This window comes from Rubrivirga aquatilis (assembly GCF_046845665.1).
GTDB lineage: Bacteria > Bacteroidota > Rhodothermia > Rhodothermales > Rubricoccaceae > Rubrivirga.
The window spans coordinates 1,639,817-1,656,150 of sequence record NZ_CP177355.1; the positions used below are offsets into that span (position 1 = coordinate 1,639,817).

The window sequence follows — 16,334 nt, forward strand, 5'->3', positions numbered from 1 at the left end:
GTGGGGACTCGGGACTTAGGGACTGGCTACGCCGCTCCCCACCGAGACCCCCAGTCCCCTTTGTCCCCCCAGTCCCCAGTCCCCCCCATGGCTGACTCCCTTCTCGTCGAGATCGTCTCCCCGGACCGTGCGGCCTACCGTGGCGAGGCCCGGAGCTTCCGCGCGCCGGGCGTCGAGGGCTCGTTCGTGGTCCTCCGCGGCCACGCCCCGATGCTCGCGGCGACCCAGACCGGCACCGTCGTCGTGACGACGCTGACCGGCGACCGCGTGTCGTTCGCGACGTCCGGCGGGTTCGTCGAGGTCTTGGACGACCACGTCATCATGCTGGCCGAGACGGCCGAGCCCGCCGGCGACATCGACGTCGAGCGCGCCCGGGCCGCCGAGGAGAGCGCGGCCGCGCGGCTGACGGAGGCCACCACCCCCGAAGAGCGGGCGGCGCTGGAGGCCGAGCGCGACCGCGCCCGGACGCGGCTCCGTACCGCCATGGGCCAGGTCTAGTGGCTTCACCCAGGGTTCTTGCCCGCCTCTCAGGCGGCGCGTACCTTGGGGTTCCGGCAGCGACCATTCGTGGTCATACCGACTCGGGTTGAGCACGCCCAGCCCCGCCCTCCAGGGCGAGCTCCCCGACTGAGCGCCCGACGATTCGTCGTCGGGCGCTCTCTTTTTGCGGGCCTGTGCCGCTCCAACTCGCGGCCTGCGATGGCTCACGAGTAGGCAGGGGCACTTGCTCCGACGGCGGTCAGTGCTGTGCTCTGCGGTCTACCTTTCGAGCGTCTCCCAACGCCCCCTACTGTGGCTCTTCCGTACACGCTCCGCGAGGGGCTTGCCGGCTTCCGACGCGCCAAGCTGGCCGCCGCGACGAGCGTCGTCGCCCTCGCGATCGCGCTCGTCCTGATCGGCATCTTCGCCCTGCTCGGGTGGCAGGGCCAGAACGTCGCCGAGGCGCTGCGCCAGCGAGCGAGCGAGGTTGAGGTGTTCCTGGCCGACAGCGCCACGCCGGAGGCCGCCACCCGCATCGGCGACCGCCTGCGCTCCGTCGCTGGCGTCGACTCGGTCCGCTACATCTCGCACGAGGAGGCCGCCGTCATCTTCCGCGAGGCGTTCGGCGAGGAGGCCGACTTGTACGACGACGCCCAGTTTTTGCCCGCCAGCTACCGCGTCCAACTCGGCGGGGACTCCGCCAACCCCGATTCGCTGGCGGCCTTCGCCAGCCGCGTCGACGGGTGGACCGCCGTCGAGGACGTGGCCTACGACCGGGCCTCCGTCGAGGCCGTCGAGCGCAACCTCCAGCTGTTCTCGAGCGTCGGGCTGGCGATCGCGCTGCTCGTGGTCGTGGCCGCGCTGCTCCTCGTCGGCAACACGGTCCGGCTGTCGATCTACGCGCGCCGGATGCTGATCCGGACGATGAAACTGGTCGGGGCCACGAACACGTTTATCCGGCGGCCCTTCCTGATCGAGGGCGTGCTCCAGGGGCTCGCGGCGGGCGTCGTCGCGGGGCTGGTCCTGTGGGGGCTCTACGACCTCTTCCTCCGATTCATCCGCTCGACCGAGAGCGGCGCGGCGGCCGTCGGGTGGCCGGGCGGGACGCCGCTGTGGTCGATGGCTGCGCTCCTCGTGCTCGGCCTCGTGCTGGGCCTGTTGGCGTCGAGCGTGGCGGTTCGGCGGTTTATTCGGACGGTCCGCGTGGGGTAGGGGAGAGGGCACATCGCGTGGGTGATGTGACGAGCCGGGCGACGATTGCGGCTCGGAGGTGTCAAGACGGTGCCCTGCGCAAGGACTTAGCGGTCCGTCCGTTGGGCCCCCCTGTCTCACCCACGCTTGTCGCCATGCTGACGCCGTCGACCTCACGGTTCCGCCCTCTCGCGCTCGTCGCCCTTCTCGTGCCCCTGCTGGCGTCCGGCCCGCCGCTGGCGCTGCCCGGCGCCGTCATCGGCACCGTCACCGACGCCGCCACGGGCGAGCCGCTGATCGGGGCGACGGTCGGGATCGAGGCGCTCCGCGTGGGCGCGGCGACCGACATCGACGGGCGGTACCGGCTGGCGAACGTGCCCGACGGGACGCACACGCTCGCGGTCCGCTACATCGGCTACGAGCCGGCGCAGGTCACGGTCACCGTCGCCGGCGGCACCGTCCGGGCGGACGTGGCGATGACGGCCGGCCGGTCCGGCATGGACGAGGTCGTCGTGGAGTTCGAGCCGCCCCGGATGGTGCGCGACGCCATCGGCGTGCGCCACTCGACCGGAGGGATCCACATGGCGCAGATGGCCTCGCCGCCGCCGTCGGCGCCGAGCCCCGACCCCGGCTGGCGGAACGCGCCGCCCGTCGACCGCGAGGGCTACGCGCCCATCGACGAGGTCGGCTTCAAGACGGCCGCCGACGCCCCGCTCTCGACGTTCTCCATCGACGTCGACCGCGCCAGCTACGCCAACACGCGCCGCTTCCTGACCGACGGCACGCTCCCGCCGGTCGACGCCGTCCGCGTCGAGGAGTTCATCAACAGCTTCGACTACGGGCTCGACGGGCCGACGGGCCGCCACCCGTTTGCGGTCTGGACCGAGGTCACGACCGCGCCGTGGGCGCCCGCGCACCACTTGGTCCGGATCGGGCTCCAGGGCCGCCGGATTGAGACCGACGACCTGCCCCCGGCCAACCTCGTTTTCCTGATCGACGTGTCGGGCTCGATGCGGTCGCCGGACAAGCTGCCGCTCCTGCAGCGCGCCTTCCGCCTGCTTGTCCGCGAGATGCGGCCCCAGGACCGCGTGTCGCTCGTCGTCTACGCCGGCGCCAGCGGGCTCGTCCTCCCGCCCACCTCGGGCGAGGACAAGACGCGCATCCTGGACGCCATCGACGGCTTGTACGCGGGCGGCTCGACGGGCGGCGCCGAGGGCCTGCGCCTGGCCTACGAGGTCGCCCGCCGCCACTTCGACCCCAGCGCCACGAACCGCGTGATCCTGGCGACCGACGGCGACTTCAACGTCGGCGAGTCGTCCGACGCCGCGATGCAGCGGCTCGTCGAGACCGAGCGCGAGTCGGGCGTCTTCTTGTCCGTCCTTGGCTTCGGGACGGGCAACCTCCAGGACTCCAAGATGGAGACGCTCGCGAATCATGGGAACGGCAACTACGCCTACATCGACAGCGCGCGTGAGGCCGAGCGCGTGTTCGTCCGCGAGTTTGGCGGCACCCTGTTCACCATCGCCAAGGACGTCAAGATCCAGGTCGAGTTCAACCCGGCCCGCGTCGCGGGCTACCGCCTGATCGGGTACGAAAACCGGGCGCTCGCGAACGAGGACTTCAACGACGACGCCAAAGACGCGGGCGAATTAGGCGCCGGCCACACGGTCACGGCGCTGTATGAGATCGTCCCCGTCGGCGTCGAGGTCCCAACCGCGGGCGTCGATGGATTGAAGTACCAGGCCACGCCCGCGCTCACGCCCGCCGCGTCGTCCGGCGAGTGGCTGACGGTCGCGCTCCGCTACAAGCCCGCGACGGACGGCGGCACGTTCTCCGACACCAGCGTCCGGCTCGCGGTCCCCGTCGCGGGTGCCGCCGTCCCGTTGGCCCGCGCCTCGGAGGCGACGCGCTGGGCCGTCGCCGTGACCGAGTCGGCGCTCCTGCTTCGCCAGAGCGAGTACGCGCCGGGCGCGAGCTGGGACCACGCGCTCGCGCTGGCACGGGGCGCTCGCGGCGACGACGCGCACGGCGATCGCGCCGAGTTCGTCCGCCTGATCGAGACGGCGCAGGTGCTGGCGGAGTCCGCCGGGCCCGACCGCGACGCCGTGGCCCTGGGCGATTGATCGCGAGGTCCGCGTAGGGGCGACCCGGCGGGTCGCCCCTACCGAGCGGGACGCTCCGGTCAACGGAACCGCAAGACCACCACGTTCCGGTGGACGTACAGACACACCGCCGGTGAGTCCCTCCCAAGCGCCGGGCTCCGGTTGCCGATCATCACGGTGAGGCGGCCCCACTGCGCGACCGATCCCGGGTCTGCTCGCGCCCCGCGGCACGGGATTCGCTTTGATACGTTGATGCCCGTGCCCCCCGCCCGCCTGCCCGTGTCGCTCCGCCCCACCATCGCCCGCCCCGCCCCCTCGTGGCGGCCCGAGCCGGAGACCCCGCCGACCCGCAACCCGTTCAAGCGGTACTGGCAGGCCATCACCGACGACGAGGCCTCGTGGGGCCGGCGGGTCGCCGTCGCCCTCGGCGTCCCCCTCCTGCTCGGCACCGGCGCGCTCGCGCTGGGCGTGCTGGCGGTCGCCTTGTACGCGTGGTCGCTGCTGCCCGAGACGCCCGACGCGTATGCGCTGGCGCGAGCCACGCGCTCCCAGCCCAGCGTCGTCGTCGACGTGCGGGGCGAGCGGATCACCCAGTTCGAGCCCGACTTTCAGGAGTGGGTCCCGCTCGACTCGATCCCCGTCCACCTCGTCGACGCGCTCATCGCGACCGAGGACCGCGCCTTCTACGCGCATGGCGGGGTCGACGTCCGGCGCACCATCGGGGCCATCTGGAACACCATCAAGGGCGACCGGCAGGGCGGATCGACCATCACCCAGCAGCTCGCGCGCAACCTCTTCCCTGACGAGATCGGCAACGCGGGGACGGTCGAGCGCAAGACCAAGGAAGCGATTGCCGCGCGCGCCATCGAGGCCGACCACACCAAGCGCGAGATCCTCGAGGCCTACCTCAACACGGTCCCGTTCCTCTACAACGCCTTCGGCGTCGAGATGGCTGCTCGGACCTACTTCGGCACGCACGCCCCGGACCTGACGGTCGCCCAGTCCGCTTTGCTGGTGGCCATGCTCAAGGGGCCCAACCAGTTCAACCCCGTCCGCCACCCCGAGGCCGCGACCACGCGGCGCAACCTCGTTCTGCAGCTGATGGCCGACCAGGGCGTGCTCCCGCGCGACGAGTCCGCCGCCCTGCAGGCCGACTCTCTCGGCGTCGAGCTCCGCACCCAGCCCTCGACCTACAGCGCCGCGCCCCACTTTACGGCCGCCGTCCGGGCCGAACTCGAAGGCTGGGCCCTCTCGCGCGGCTACGACATCGACCGCGACGGGCTCGTGGTCTTTACGACCCTCGACATGACCATGCAGCGCGAGGCCCAGGCGGCTGTCGCCGCACGCGGCGCGCGCCTCCAGCGCACCGCCGACGCCGAGTGGCGACGGGGCGTCCCCCGCGCCGCCCTCGACGCCGCCCTCCGCCGGACCGTGGCCTACGCCCGCGCGCGTGACAGCGGCGAGTCCGAAGACGACGCGCTGGCGACCGTCCGCACCGAGGCCGATGTGTTGGCCCGCACCGCCGAGTCGGTCCGCCGCGTTGAGGCGTCCCTCGTCGCCATCCAGCCCGAGACCGGCGCCGTCCGCGCGTATGTGGGCTCGCGCGACTTCGCCGTCGACGAGTACGACCATGCGGGCGTGGCCCTTCGCCAGCCCGGCTCCACCTTCAAGGCCTTCGTCTTCGCTGGGGCGCTCCAGCGCGGCTACGGGCCCGACGACGAGATCGAGAGCGGCGCCGCCGAGGTCGAACTGGACGACGGGACCACCTGGCGGCCCGCAGGCGGATCCTCCGCGGGCACCCTCGCCGACGCGCTCGCGTACTCCAAAAACTCCGTCACCGCGCGCCTCACGCAGGAGATCGGCCCGCACCGCGTGGCGCTCGTCGCCCAGCGGATGGGCGTCAACAGCGACCTCGACGTGGTGCCGTCGATCGGGCTCGGCACCAGCCCGGTCACCCTCTTGGACATGGTGTCCGCCTACGCCACCATCGCGAACGACGGCTTGCGGCGGCGGCCGCGCCTCATTACGCGCGTCGAGACCGCGTCCGGGACCGTCCTCGACGAGTTCGGCGGCGCTGGCCAGCAAGCCCTCACACGCCGCGACGCCCGCAACCTCCTCGACATGATGCGCGGCGTCATCGACCGCGGCACCGGCCGCGCCCTGCGTGAGATGGGCGTGACGGGCGACCTCGCCGGCAAGACCGGCACGACGCAGCGCTACGCCGACGGCTGGTTTATCGCCATGCGCCCCGGGCTGGCGGTCGGCGCCTGGGTGGGCTTCAACGACCAGCGCGTGACGTTCCGCTCGAAGGCGACCGGCGAGGGCTCGCGCTCGGCGCTCCCCGTCGTCGCCGACTTCCTGGTGCGCGTCCAGGACCGCCTCCCAGACGTGGCCTTCCCGCCCCCGCCCGGCCGCTACGACGCGCTCGACTTCGACGCCGACGGCGACTCCACGCTCGTCGACGAGCCGGAGGTGGCCGACTTCGACGCCGACGAGTACGAGAATGTCTTCGGCGAGGACCCCTACGAGCCTGCCCCCATCGACTTGCCAGAGGTGGAGCGCCCCGCCGAGGACCGCCCCGCGCTCCGAGAGCCGCCGCCCGGCCCGCGCCGCATCGGCTGGGACACCCCGCCCGAGCCGCGCGCCCCTGCCGAGCCGCCTGCCCCGCGCACCGCGCCGACGCCCCGCCGTCCGGTGGGCGACCCGACGATCCGGAACCCCAACAACCGAGGCGGGAAGACGGCCGAGGAGATCCTCCGCGAGGCCCGCGATGGCGGCGGCTGAGTAGGGAGATGCCAAGTGGCGACCCCTAGGCCCGATTGGGGCCGTTTCTCGATGCGGATGAGGGGCTCTTGTCGGCCCCCCGCAGAGCCACCTGGCCTATCTCGGCGCCGGGGCGGGCGGACCTGCGCGCGGCGCTGTGCCGTGCCGGCCGTGACCATCTCAGGCCGCCATATCGGTTTGTGGAGGTAGATGCCTGTCGTTTCTCCACACCCCGGCCTCGTCATGCGCTGCCTTCTCGCACTCCTCGTCGTGGTCGCTTTCGGGCGGAGTCCTGCCGCGGCCCAAGATGCGCTCCCGGCCTGCGAGACCCTGCTCTCCGCCGCCGAGATCCGCTCGACCTGCAGCGTCGCTGACGCGACGGTGGACATCACGCAGGGCACCGACGGCCGCTGTCTCACTACGGCGCAGCGGCCCGGATCTGTCAGCACGTTCACGCTCAACGTGTACGTCGACGAGAATCCCCAGGTCGCGGCGGCGACGGTCGATCTCGCGCGGGCCCTCGGTCAGGCCGCCGACCAGAGCCGCTCCGGTGCCGGGGCGAGTGGTGAGAGGGTGCAGGTGCTAGGGCAGGTGTTCGAGGCCCTCGGGGCGCAGGACCCCAGCGCGGCGCCTGCCGAGGCCGTGTCGGCCGACGAAGCTCGCACGCGCGACCTCCCGGGTCTCGGTGATGGCGGCGTTCGTTACGTCTCCGAGGCCGCCAGCGGGATTGGGCTGGTGACGCACGCCGTCGTATTTACGTCCGGGGCGACGGTCGTGAAGCTGGAGTCGGGGATCGTGGCCGGCCGCGCAGGGGTGTGCGCGGTGGGGACGCTCGAAGCGCTCGCCCGCCGCATCGCCGGGAGGCTCTGAGCTCGCCCGTCTCGGGACCGAGGCGGGGGGAGGGGAGGCGTGAAGCGTGGTCCCAAGCGGAACGCGGCTCGGGCGTCGGCCCTTCACACGACTCCTCTCCCTCCGAGCCATGCCTCGCGTCCTCCTCTTTACCGGCAAAGGCGGCGTCGGCAAGACGACCTGCGCCGCGGCGACCGCGCTGGCGTGTGCCGCTCGCGGCCAGCGCACCCTCGTGTTGTCCACCGACCCCGCGCACTCGCTCGCCGACGCCGTCGACACGCCGCTCGGCCCGGAGCCCCGCCCGCTCGCGCCGAACCTCGACGCGATGGAGGTCGACCTGTACTACTCGATGCGGAAGTACTGGGGCAACATGCGCGAGCTGGTCCGCTCCGTGCTCCGCTTCCAGGGCGCCGACGCCGTCGCGGCCGAAGAGCTGGCGGCGCTGCCCGGCATGGGCGAGGGCTCGGCGCTGCTCTGGCTCGACGAGTTCTACCGCTCCGGCGACTACGACGTGATCGTGCTCGACGCCGCGCCGACCGGCGAGACGCTGACGCTGCTCACGCTCCCGCAGGTGACGCAGTGGTGGCTCCAAAAAGCCTTCCCCCTCCAGAAAACGGCCATCAAGACGGTCGGGTTCGCCGTCCGCAAGACGACCGGCATCCCGCTCGACCGCGGCTACGAGGAGCTCGACCGGCTCTTCGGTAAGCTCGGCGACGTGCAGGAGATCTTGCAGGACCCGCAGATTACCTCGGCGCGGTTGGTGATGAACCCGGAGCGGATGGTGATCCAGGAGGCCAAGCGCGCCTACACCTACCTCCAGCTCTACGGCTACGGCGTCGACGCGGCGATCGTCAACCGCGTGATCCCGACCGACGAGGCGGGCGGCGTGATGGCGAAGTACGTCGAGGCGCAGGCCGGCTACCTCGACGAGATCGAGCGGTCGTTCGCCCCGCTGCCCGTGCTTCAGGTGCCGCACCTCGGGCAGGAGGTCTTCGGGCTCGACCTCTTGAAGCGGATCGGCGACGGCTTGTACGCCGACCGCGACCCGGCGGCGGTCTACCACTCGGAGCCGTCGTACAAGGTCGAGAACGAGGGGGACGACTACACGGTCGCGCTACGCGTGCCGGGCGCCGAGCCCGGTTCGGTCGAGGCCGAGCAGTTCGGCGACGACCTCGTCGTCCAGATCGCGAACCAGCGCCGGAATGTGACGCTGCCGGCGTTCCTGGCTTATTACAAGCTGGCGTCGGCGCGCGTCGAGGACGGCTGGCTCCGCGCCCACTTCGTGCCGGAGGGCTGACCCCCCGCCCGTCGGCCGCCCCCCTCATCCGAAGGGAGCCTCTTCGATAGATGTGTCGCACTCGTTGCTGACCTCGATGCCCCTGGCGATGTCCCCCCTCCTCGGATGAGGAGGGGGACAGGGGGTGGTGGGGGCCAGTGGCCCTGTAAAAATTGACCTGTTGACGTTAGATCCAGCCTCCTCGCGGGTCTAAGGAAGCCCCGCCTCACACTACCGTGGCCCAGTTCCACAACCGCCCTGCACTGCTCGCCCGCCGCCGCGCGCTTCGCAACCGACCGACAAAGGCGGAGGCCGTGCTGTGGAGCGCCCTCAAACGCCGCCGGCTGGCGGGCGTCAAGTTCCGCCGTCAGCACAGCGCTGGCTCGTTCGTGCTCGACTTCTACTGCCCCGACCGGCGGCTGGCGGTCGAAGTTGATGGAGGGGTCCACGACGACCCGTCGCGTGCTGACTACGACGGGACGCGCCATCGGTGGCTGGCGGCGCGTGCGATCCGAGTCGTGCGGGTGACGAATGAGGAGGTGTTGACGCAGCTGGATGTCGCCTCTGAGCGCATCCGCCATCAGCTCTGAGCCCTGCCTGCGCGTTGGAATGTCGATCCGCATCGCGGGTCCCATCCCGTCGTAGTCTCCCGCGTCTCCGCACCACCGCCATGCTCCGCACACTCCTCCTCGCCGTCCTTCTCGCCGCTGGCGCCAGCGCCCAGGACGCCTACACCGAATCGCCCGTGTCGTTCGACTCTGTCGAGGGCGTCACGCTGGCAGCGACGCTCACCGTGCCCGCTGGAGACGGCCCGTTCCCGGGCGTCGTGCTCGTCTCCGGGTCCGGCCTGCAGGACCGCGACGGGGGCCCCGACTCCCCGAGCTTCGTGCCGGGCTACCGGATGTACCGCGACCTCGCGCACGCGCTCGCCGAGCGCGGCATCGCCAGCCTGCGCTACGACGAGCGCGGCGCGGGCGAGAGCACGGCGGGCGCGACGCCCGAGGCCGTCACCTCGTACGACTACGCCGACGACGCCGCAGCTGCGGCCCGTGTCTTGGACGCCCGTCCCGAGATCGGCTGGGTCGGGATCGTGGGCCACAGCGAGGGCGGGGCTATCGCGCCGCTCGTGGCGACCTCCGAGCCGGTGGTCGACGGGATCGTGATGGTGGCCGGGCCCGGGGTCTCGGGACGCGACATCATCCTGTCTCAGAACCGGAGCGGGATGGCGTCGCAGGGCGTCTCTCCAGCGGGCGTCGAGGCGTTCCTCGTGCCCGCCGACTCCGCCTTCGCGCGGCTGGCGGCGACCGCTCGCGGCGACTTCTCCGACGCCGACCACGAAGCCGTGCAGGGCATGATCAGCCGCTCGTTCTTCGCCTTGCCCGCCGAAGACGCGGCCACGCTCGGGCTGAGCGCCACGCTCGTGCCGATGGTCGTGGCCCAGCAGATGGCCGCGATCTCGGGCGCGTGGTTCCGCGCCTTCCTCGCGCTCGACCCCACCGACACGATTCGGGAGATCGAGGTGCCCGCGCTCGCCCTGTTCTTCGAACTCGACCAGCAAGTCGACCCGGCCCTCAATGTCGAGCCCATCCGCGAGGCCTTGGGCGCCTCCGCCAGCCCCGACTGGGCCGTCGTCACGCTCGACGGGCTCAACCACGTCTTCCAGCGCGCCGAGACCGGCTCGCCGGCCGAGTACGCGACGTTGCCGGGCGTCGTCGACCCCGAAGTCCCGGCCGCCATCGCGGACTGGGTACTGGCGACGGCCGGCGAGTAGGGGGCGGCGCGCGCGGAACGCCGATTTGACGCGCGCGCCGCTTAATGCGCCGCGTGGCCAACCGATAGGGGACAGGCGCTCACCGCCTTCCCCATGGCCCTCCCGATCGACTTCTCCGGCTTCGGCTTCGCCGACCCCACCGACCAGTTCGTCCGCATCACGACGCAGGAGGACGACACCGGTCGCGCCCTCGTCGACGGGGTCGTGGCCATCCCCGGGTTGCCGGTGTGCCGCGTCCGCATGAAGACCGACATCGAGCGGGTCGCCCGCTACGGGCCCGGTCGGGAGGCCCTGCTCGGCTACGTCCGCGCGGCGCTTCACGAGGACGTGCTGGTCGAACTGCCCTGGAACTAGGCGGCCGTCAGCTTCCGGACTCGACCGGCTGATCGGCCTCGATAGACAGGCGAGCCGCCTCCGGCTTGGGCGGTGCCAGCGTCGTCAGCGTGGTCCAGATGACCGCCGCGAGCAAGCCCGGGATCGGCTCGGCGCCAAGCGCCGCGCGGCCCAACACGAAGGCGCCAGCGGCGGCGATGCCGAGCCCGTACGCCAGAGGCCACCACCGTCGCGGACGGCGCGAGCCAGGGAGCCCTGCCCGCCGTTGAAGGGTCATCGCACCCACCCACGAGAAGAACCCTGCGAGCACCCACGCGAACGAACCGCGGAGCGGCTCGTCAACGCTGACCCACATCACCACGAACGACGTGGCGATGCAGATGCCAAGGAACGCGACGACGAATGCTGCGCTCCACCGTCCGGGGAGGAACGGGAACAGCTCGTCGGATTCGCGACCGGACATGAGAGTACGATAGCGCCCCGTATCGTGCGCCGCAAGCGACGCCTACTGCCAGTCGCTCTCCGGAGCCGGGTCGCTGGCGCCGTTGTCGACACCGCCGCCGTCCCCGGAGCTGCCGCCCTTGAGCGCATCCCGCATCCCGACGCCGCCGCTGGGGTCGAAGTCGAGCGTCGTGATGGGGAACGGGATCGTGACGCCGGCCGCGTCGAACGCCGCCTTGACGGCCTTGACGGCCTCGGACTGCGCCTCCAGAAAGTCGGTCTGCTTGGCGAACGCCACCCAGAACCGGACCACGAAGTTGATCGACGAGTCGCCGAACTCGGTGAAGTAGAGCTGGACCGGCCGCTCGTCCTTGCGCATCGCCAGCCCCTCGATCGCCTCGACGGCGACCTGCTGGGCGTGCCCCAGATCGTCGCCGTAGCCGACGCCGCAGGCCAGGTCCACGCGCCGCTCGCCGCGCGACGAGTAGTTGACGATGGGGTCGCCGTAGACCTTGGCGTTCGGCAGGATCACCTTCTGGCCGGTGAACGTGTCGATGATGGTCGAGCGCAGCGAGATCTCGCGGACGACGCCCGTGAACCCGCTCGTCTCGATGATCTCGCCGACCAGGAACGGGTTGCGGACGGCCATCAGGATGCCCGCGATAAAGTTGGACGCGATGTCCTGAAAGGCGAAGCCGAGCGCCAGCCCGACTACGCCGGCGCCCGCCAGCAGTGTCGTCACCACGCCGTCGAGGTTGAGGACGCCGAGCGCGATGAACGTCCCGGCCGAGAGCACGGCGACGTACGCCAGCGTTCCGAGCAGCCCGACGACGTTCTTGGCCTGGGGCGCGTGGCCCGTCGTCCGGTGCAGCAGCCCCTGAACGACGCGGCGCGCGATGCGCGCCACGAACACGGCCGCGACGACGATCAAGACGGCGACGATCAGGTTCGGCAGCAAGAGCACGAAGCTGTCGATCCATCCTCCGAGCTTGCCGAGCAGGCCGGTCGCGGCGTCGCTCACGTCGAGCGGCTGGGCGGAGAGGGTGTCGGCGGCGGTCGAGTCGGCTTGCATGGTGCGGGAGAGGGGCAGCCGGACCTACGCGAGCAGCCCAGCCTAGGTCCCTCGCGCGTGCCCTGTGCGGCGCGCACCTACGCGCTCGGCGCCGTCGCGCGGTCGATGGCCCGGACGAACGCCTCGACGGGCTGGGCGCCCGAGAGCGCAAACTGGTCGCCGAAGAGGTACAGCGGGACGCCGCCGATGCCGGAGCGCCGCGCGATCTCCTGGCTGGTCGCCACGTCCTTGCGGAAGCGGTCGTCGGCGAGCAGGGCGATGGCGTCGGCGCCAGGGATGCCGCCGTGCTCGGCGAGCGCCTCGAAGTCGGTCGTGTCGTGGAGGTCCCGGCCCTCGGCGAAGTAGCCATCGAACAGGGCGTCGACCATCTCCCACTCGCGCCCGTACGTCCGCGCCAGCAGGATCAGGCGGTGCGCGTCGGTCGTGTTGGGGGCGCCCGCGAGCTGCTCAAAGTCGAACCGGAGCCCGGCGCGCTCGCCCGCTTCAGCGACGTGCGCGAACGCGGCCTGGCGCCGCTCGGGGCCGCCGAACTTGCGGTCGAGGAAGCCCGGGTCGCCGCCGGTCGGCGGGAGGTCGGGCTGGAGCTGGAACGGGCGCCAGCGGCGCGTGACGCCGAGCCCGGGCCGCTGGGCCAGCGCTTGTGCGAGGTGGGCCTCCCCGATGTAGCACCACGGGCAGGCGATGTCGGCGAACACGTCGATGGTCATGGGGGCAGGGAGAGGGCGGGGGCCGGGTTCATCGGCGTGGACCGGCGACGCGGAGTGGGGCCCCAACACCGATCGGCCGCCCGCAGATTCCGGAGGCCCTTTGCCCCTGCCCCGTTCCCCGCCGATCTCAGGGCACCCCGCGCCGGTCCGGGAGTACCCTGCGCTCGTCCCCCCCCCAGCCTCACGATGTTTCTCCACGAGCTCTCACCCGAGCAACGCCGCGCCTTTCTCGTCCTCGCCCGTGGCATCATCGACGCCGACAACCGGCTGGCAATCCAGGAGGTCGAGCGGCTCGATCGGCTCTACGTCGAAGCTGGGCTCCCCGCCGAGATGGCCGGCGCGCCGTCGAGCGCGGGCGACCTCAACCTGCTCTTCGGCACCGACCGCTCGCGCGTGGTCGCCCTGCTCGACCTGACGCTCGTGGCGTACGCCGACGGCCGGCTCCACCCCTCCGAAATCGCCTCGCTCCGCTCGACGGCCGCCCACCTCGGCGTCGACGCGGGCACGTTCGAGGCCGTCCTCGACTGGGGCCGCCGGCACCAGCGGCTGATCGAAGAGGCGTCGACGCTCGGCACCGAGGTCGGCACGCCGTAGGGCAACGGAACGACGAGGTGCGTTGAGTCCCCACCGATCCACCGGCGACCGACTTAGCGGCTCCGGTCGGGCTCTACGCGGGCGCGGCGGACGAGGTCGCCCTGCAGGATCGCGTCGACCACGTCTTGGCCCTCGACGACGCGGCCGAAGGCGGTGTAGCGGCCGTCGAGGTGGGGCTGGGGGCTGTGGGTGAGGAAGAACTGCGAGCCCTCGGTGTCCTTTCCCGAGCTCGCCATCCCGATCGTGCCGGTCTCGTAGCGGATGCGGGTGAACTCGCTCCGGATGGGCGTGTCCGGTCCGCCATAGCCGTCGCGGCGGACGTAATCGCCTCCCTGCACCACGAAGTCGGCGACGACGCGGTGGAAGGGGACCTCGTTGTACAGATCCTGCGCGGCCGTCGTGGTGATCCGCTGGACCGTCTGCGGCGCGGCCTCGGTGTCGAGTTCGATCACGACGCGCCCCCGGTCCGTGTCGAGAATGAGCCGGGGGTGAGCGCCGACGACGGCGAGGTGCGCCCAGTCGATGGCGGTCGTGGCGGGCGTCCCGGAATCGGGCACCTCCACGTCAACGCCGTCGCTGAGCCGCTCGTTGAGCGCGTCGCGGGCGGTCGTCCGCAACTCGTCCGGGCCCGTCAGCGCGACGCCGATCAGGAAGTCCATCTCGGCGCCGTCGCGGACCCGCCCGGCGGCGCTGACGATGGCGCGCATGGCCTCGAGGTCGTCGGGCGAGCTGAGCGTTCCGTAGACCTCGCGCAGGAGCGGGCCGGCGCCGAGCGCCCAGAACGCCGAGTCGGCCACGAGCGGGGCGGCGGTCGATGCGCGGGCGGCGTCGCCGGTGCGCAAGGCGGTGGCGTAGGCGTCGTAGAAGCGGCGCGGGCCGTAGCCGCCCGCTTTCCACCGTTCGCCGAGCGCGTCGATGGCGGCGGTCGCCAGCCGGGTGTCGGCGGAGCGGGCGTCGGTGAACAGGCGCGTTAGGACGGCCCCGTCGTCGGTGCGAGCGAGGGCGCGGAGCGCGGCGGCCTGGGCGAACACATCCGGCTGGCGGTCGGCCCACGCGAGCACGGCGGCGGGGTCGGCTTGGGCCACGATCGGGAGCAGCGCGGCCTGCACGGTCCACGGCCGGTCGCCGTCGAGGGCCGCGCGCGCCACGTCGAGCACGTCGGCGCCGCCGAGCGCCGCCAGCCCGGCCGCGGAGACCTGGGCGACGTGCGGGTTCGGGTCGTCGACCGCTCGCGCCAGGGCGCCGCGTGACGGGATGTCGTCGCGGCCGTCGAGTGCGCGTGCGGCCTGGACGCGGGTCTGCCAGCGCGGGTCGGTGCCGAGCGCTTCCACCAGCCGGGCCGCGTCGTCGGGGGCGTCGAGGCGGCCCAGCGCGCGGGCCAGCGAGGTCCGGGCCGGGTCGCCGGGGAGGGCGTCGAACGCGGCGCGGATCGCCGCCGCCTGTCCACGCCACGCGTCGACGGGCGACCGGGTGAAGGCGTAGGCGGCGTTCGCGCGGATCGCCGCATGGGGGTCCTGGAGCCGGGCGCCCAAGAACGCCGCCCAGGCGTCGCTGGTGACGTCGCGCAGGCCGAACCGGGCGAGCGCGAGCGTGCGGTGGGGCTCCAGCAGGTCCGGGAGCGGGGCCTCCAACACGGCCCGCAGATCGGCCTGCCCGCCGATCTTGCCCAGCGCCTCCACCAACTCGGCCAGTACCGACGCCGTCGCCTCCTGCCGCAGCGAGATCACGAGCGCGACCCCGGCCGACGAGTCGGCGGACTGCCCCAGAGCGAACGCGGCGTCCGCGCGGACAGCGGGGACGGCGTCGTCGAGCAGGCGCCTCAGGTCGGAGACGGCGGCGGCGTCCTGCACCGACGCGAGCGCAAACGCAGCCCGGGCGCGGACGGTGCTGTCGGGGCTGGCGAGGGCCTGCGCCAGCGCGGCGCCGTCGCGGCGGACCTGGGCGTCGACGAGCGCCTGGAGGTCGGGCCGCGCGAGCAGCCCGTCGGCCGGCCGGCCGGTGTCGGCCGTCGCCGGGGGCGGCGGGAGGGCGGTGGACGCGCAGCCGGCGACGAGGAGGGCGGTGAGGACGAGGAGCGGACGCACGGGCACGGTGTGTGGTGGGAGTGCGCCGATCAGCGGACTCGAAACAGGTGGGTGCCACCTGCTGGCGTGGTAGCTCCCCTGGGATTCGAACCCAGACTGTACGCGCCCTAAACGCGTTGCCTCTGCCAATTGGGCTAGGGAGCCGAGCGGCGCTTCTTTCGTCCCCAAGTTCGGGTCTGCTGGTGGCAGTTGGGGCAGAGGAATCGAAGATTCTCCAGCCGGTTGTCGGAGGCGTCGCCATTGACATGGTCGACGTGGAGCGTCAGCGCGTCGCCCTGCCACTCCAACAGCCCGCAGATCGTGCACGACTCGTCCCAACCGAGTTGCAGGAGCCGGCCTCGAAGTTTGCTCGGGCTGAAGGTGGAGCGCTCCCGGAACACTTTGTCGTCGGGTATCCGGTGGAAGTTGGCCATCCGCGCGAGCCCCGCATCGGTGTGCTTCGTCTTTCCCCGGTTTTGCCCCGGGCCGAGAAAATGCGTGGTGTCGAGCCCGAGTGCGGCGATCCGCTGGCCGATGTGGCGGTAGTTGCCGCCCGTGCGCCGGAGCCCGAGCGCATCCAGCACCTGGCCCATCGAGGTGTGCGCCTCGACCACTGGGCCCAGCTTATCTGCGGTGTACTTCGACGGCCTCGCCATGTGGAGGAGGGATGCAACCGATCCCTGGCACGGGCC

At 72.1% G+C, this 16,334-nt stretch carries 15 protein-coding genes and 1 tRNA gene; 10 read left to right on the top strand and 6 right to left on the bottom strand.

The window, feature by feature from the left end:
• The first annotated feature begins 87 nt into the window (after window positions 1-87).
• From atpC to ACLII4_RS07200, 9 genes are all read left to right on the top strand, one after another.
• Window positions 88-498, top strand: a complete 411-nt coding sequence (gene atpC / locus ACLII4_RS07160; RefSeq protein ID WP_412070215.1) for an ATP synthase F1 subunit epsilon — start codon at window positions 88-90, stop codon at window positions 496-498.
• A gap of 294 nt (window positions 499-792) precedes the next feature.
• Complete coding sequence (locus ACLII4_RS07165; protein WP_412070216.1) at window positions 793-1,692, top strand: cell division protein FtsX; 900 nt, start codon at window positions 793-795, stop codon at window positions 1,690-1,692.
• Between the two features lie 134 nt (window positions 1,693-1,826).
• Window positions 1,827-3,794 (top strand): YfbK domain-containing protein, encoded by a 1,968-nt coding sequence (locus ACLII4_RS07170; RefSeq protein ID WP_412070217.1) that lies wholly within the window; start codon window positions 1,827-1,829, stop codon window positions 3,792-3,794.
• 231 nt (window positions 3,795-4,025) lie between these two features.
• Window positions 4,026-6,557 (top strand): transglycosylase domain-containing protein, encoded by a 2,532-nt coding sequence (locus tag ACLII4_RS07175; protein ID WP_412070218.1) that lies wholly within the window; start codon window positions 4,026-4,028, stop codon window positions 6,555-6,557.
• Between the two features lie 222 nt (window positions 6,558-6,779).
• A complete protein-coding gene (locus ACLII4_RS07180) occupies window positions 6,780-7,406 on the top strand; it encodes a hypothetical protein (protein ID WP_412070219.1) in 627 nt (208 codons plus the stop codon).
• A gap of 109 nt (window positions 7,407-7,515) precedes the next feature.
• Window positions 7,516-8,682, top strand: coding sequence for an ArsA family ATPase (locus ACLII4_RS07185; protein ID WP_412070220.1), 1,167 nt, complete (start codon window positions 7,516-7,518; stop codon window positions 8,680-8,682).
• A 215-nt stretch (window positions 8,683-8,897) separates the two neighbouring features.
• On the top strand, window positions 8,898-9,251 hold the full coding sequence (locus ACLII4_RS07190; protein WP_412070221.1) for an endonuclease domain-containing protein: 354 nt from the start codon (window positions 8,898-8,900) through the stop codon (window positions 9,249-9,251).
• Between the two features lie 80 nt (window positions 9,252-9,331).
• Window positions 9,332-10,432, top strand: a complete 1,101-nt coding sequence (locus ACLII4_RS07195) for an alpha/beta hydrolase family protein (RefSeq protein ID WP_412070222.1) — start codon at window positions 9,332-9,334, stop codon at window positions 10,430-10,432.
• Between the two features lie 93 nt (window positions 10,433-10,525).
• Window positions 10,526-10,786: a hypothetical protein gene (locus tag ACLII4_RS07200; RefSeq protein ID WP_412070223.1), complete on the top strand. Its 261-nt coding sequence runs from the start codon at window positions 10,526-10,528 to the stop codon at window positions 10,784-10,786.
• Window positions 10,787-10,793: 7 nt separating this feature from the next.
• On the opposite strand, the gene ACLII4_RS07205 is transcribed toward ACLII4_RS07200, so the two are convergent.
• The 3 genes from ACLII4_RS07205 to ACLII4_RS07215 form a co-directional block, all read right to left on the bottom strand.
• On the bottom strand, window positions 10,794-11,228 hold the full coding sequence (locus ACLII4_RS07205; protein ID WP_412070224.1) for a hypothetical protein: 435 nt from the start codon (window positions 11,226-11,228) through the stop codon (window positions 10,794-10,796).
• Between the two features lie 42 nt (window positions 11,229-11,270).
• On the bottom strand, window positions 11,271-12,278 hold the full coding sequence (locus tag ACLII4_RS07210; RefSeq protein WP_412070225.1) for a mechanosensitive ion channel family protein: 1,008 nt from the start codon (window positions 12,276-12,278) through the stop codon (window positions 11,271-11,273).
• A 77-nt stretch (window positions 12,279-12,355) separates the two neighbouring features.
• Window positions 12,356-12,985, bottom strand: a complete 630-nt coding sequence (locus ACLII4_RS07215) for a DsbA family protein (protein ID WP_412070226.1) — start codon at window positions 12,983-12,985, stop codon at window positions 12,356-12,358.
• 186 nt (window positions 12,986-13,171) lie between these two features.
• Here ACLII4_RS07215 and ACLII4_RS07220 point away from each other — a divergent pair, with 186 nt between their 5' ends.
• The gene (locus ACLII4_RS07220) at window positions 13,172-13,579 is read left to right on the top strand and encodes a TerB family tellurite resistance protein (protein ID WP_412070227.1); all 408 of its coding nucleotides are present in this window, start codon (window positions 13,172-13,174) and stop codon (window positions 13,577-13,579) included.
• A 53-nt stretch (window positions 13,580-13,632) separates the two neighbouring features.
• On the opposite strand, the gene ACLII4_RS07225 is transcribed toward ACLII4_RS07220, so the two are convergent.
• The 3 genes from ACLII4_RS07225 to ACLII4_RS07235 form a co-directional block, all read right to left on the bottom strand.
• Window positions 13,633-15,663: a peptidylprolyl isomerase gene (locus tag ACLII4_RS07225; protein ID WP_412070228.1), complete on the bottom strand. Its 2,031-nt coding sequence runs from the start codon at window positions 15,661-15,663 to the stop codon at window positions 13,633-13,635.
• A gap of 67 nt (window positions 15,664-15,730) precedes the next feature.
• Window positions 15,731-15,807, bottom strand: a tRNA-Leu gene (locus ACLII4_RS07230).
• On the bottom strand, window positions 15,798-16,298 hold the full coding sequence (locus ACLII4_RS07235; RefSeq protein ID WP_412070229.1) for an HNH endonuclease signature motif containing protein: 501 nt from the start codon (window positions 16,296-16,298) through the stop codon (window positions 15,798-15,800). The genes ACLII4_RS07230 and ACLII4_RS07235 overlap by 10 nt, the downstream gene beginning before the upstream one ends.
• Window positions 16,299-16,334: the final 36 nt, after the last annotated feature.

What these genes read in the sequence shown, in the direction of transcription:
- ACLII4_RS07200 (WP_412070223.1), top strand. Translation starts at nt 10,526, where the DNA reads ATGGCCCTCCCGATCGACTTCTCCGGCTTCGGCTTCGCCGACCCCACC.
- atpC (WP_412070215.1), top strand. Translation starts at nt 88, where the DNA reads ATGGCTGACTCCCTTCTCGTCGAGATCGTCTCCCCGGACCGTGCGGCC.
- ACLII4_RS07220 (WP_412070227.1), top strand. Translation starts at nt 13,172, where the DNA reads ATGTTTCTCCACGAGCTCTCACCCGAGCAACGCCGCGCCTTTCTCGTC.
- ACLII4_RS07170 (WP_412070217.1), top strand. Translation starts at nt 1,827, where the DNA reads ATGCTGACGCCGTCGACCTCACGGTTCCGCCCTCTCGCGCTCGTCGCC.
- ACLII4_RS07235 (WP_412070229.1), bottom strand. Translation starts at nt 16,298, where the DNA reads ATGGCGAGGCCGTCGAAGTACACCGCAGATAAGCTGGGCCCAGTGGTC.
- ACLII4_RS07175 (WP_412070218.1), top strand. Translation starts at nt 4,026, where the DNA reads ATGCCCGTGCCCCCCGCCCGCCTGCCCGTGTCGCTCCGCCCCACCATC.
- ACLII4_RS07180 (WP_412070219.1), top strand. Translation starts at nt 6,780, where the DNA reads ATGCGCTGCCTTCTCGCACTCCTCGTCGTGGTCGCTTTCGGGCGGAGT.
- ACLII4_RS07215 (WP_412070226.1), bottom strand. Translation starts at nt 12,985, where the DNA reads ATGACCATCGACGTGTTCGCCGACATCGCCTGCCCGTGGTGCTACATC.
- ACLII4_RS07185 (WP_412070220.1), top strand. Translation starts at nt 7,516, where the DNA reads ATGCCTCGCGTCCTCCTCTTTACCGGCAAAGGCGGCGTCGGCAAGACG.
- ACLII4_RS07195 (WP_412070222.1), top strand. Translation starts at nt 9,332, where the DNA reads ATGCTCCGCACACTCCTCCTCGCCGTCCTTCTCGCCGCTGGCGCCAGC.
- ACLII4_RS07210 (WP_412070225.1), bottom strand. Translation starts at nt 12,278, where the DNA reads ATGCAAGCCGACTCGACCGCCGCCGACACCCTCTCCGCCCAGCCGCTC.
- ACLII4_RS07205 (WP_412070224.1), bottom strand. Translation starts at nt 11,228, where the DNA reads ATGTCCGGTCGCGAATCCGACGAGCTGTTCCCGTTCCTCCCCGGACGG.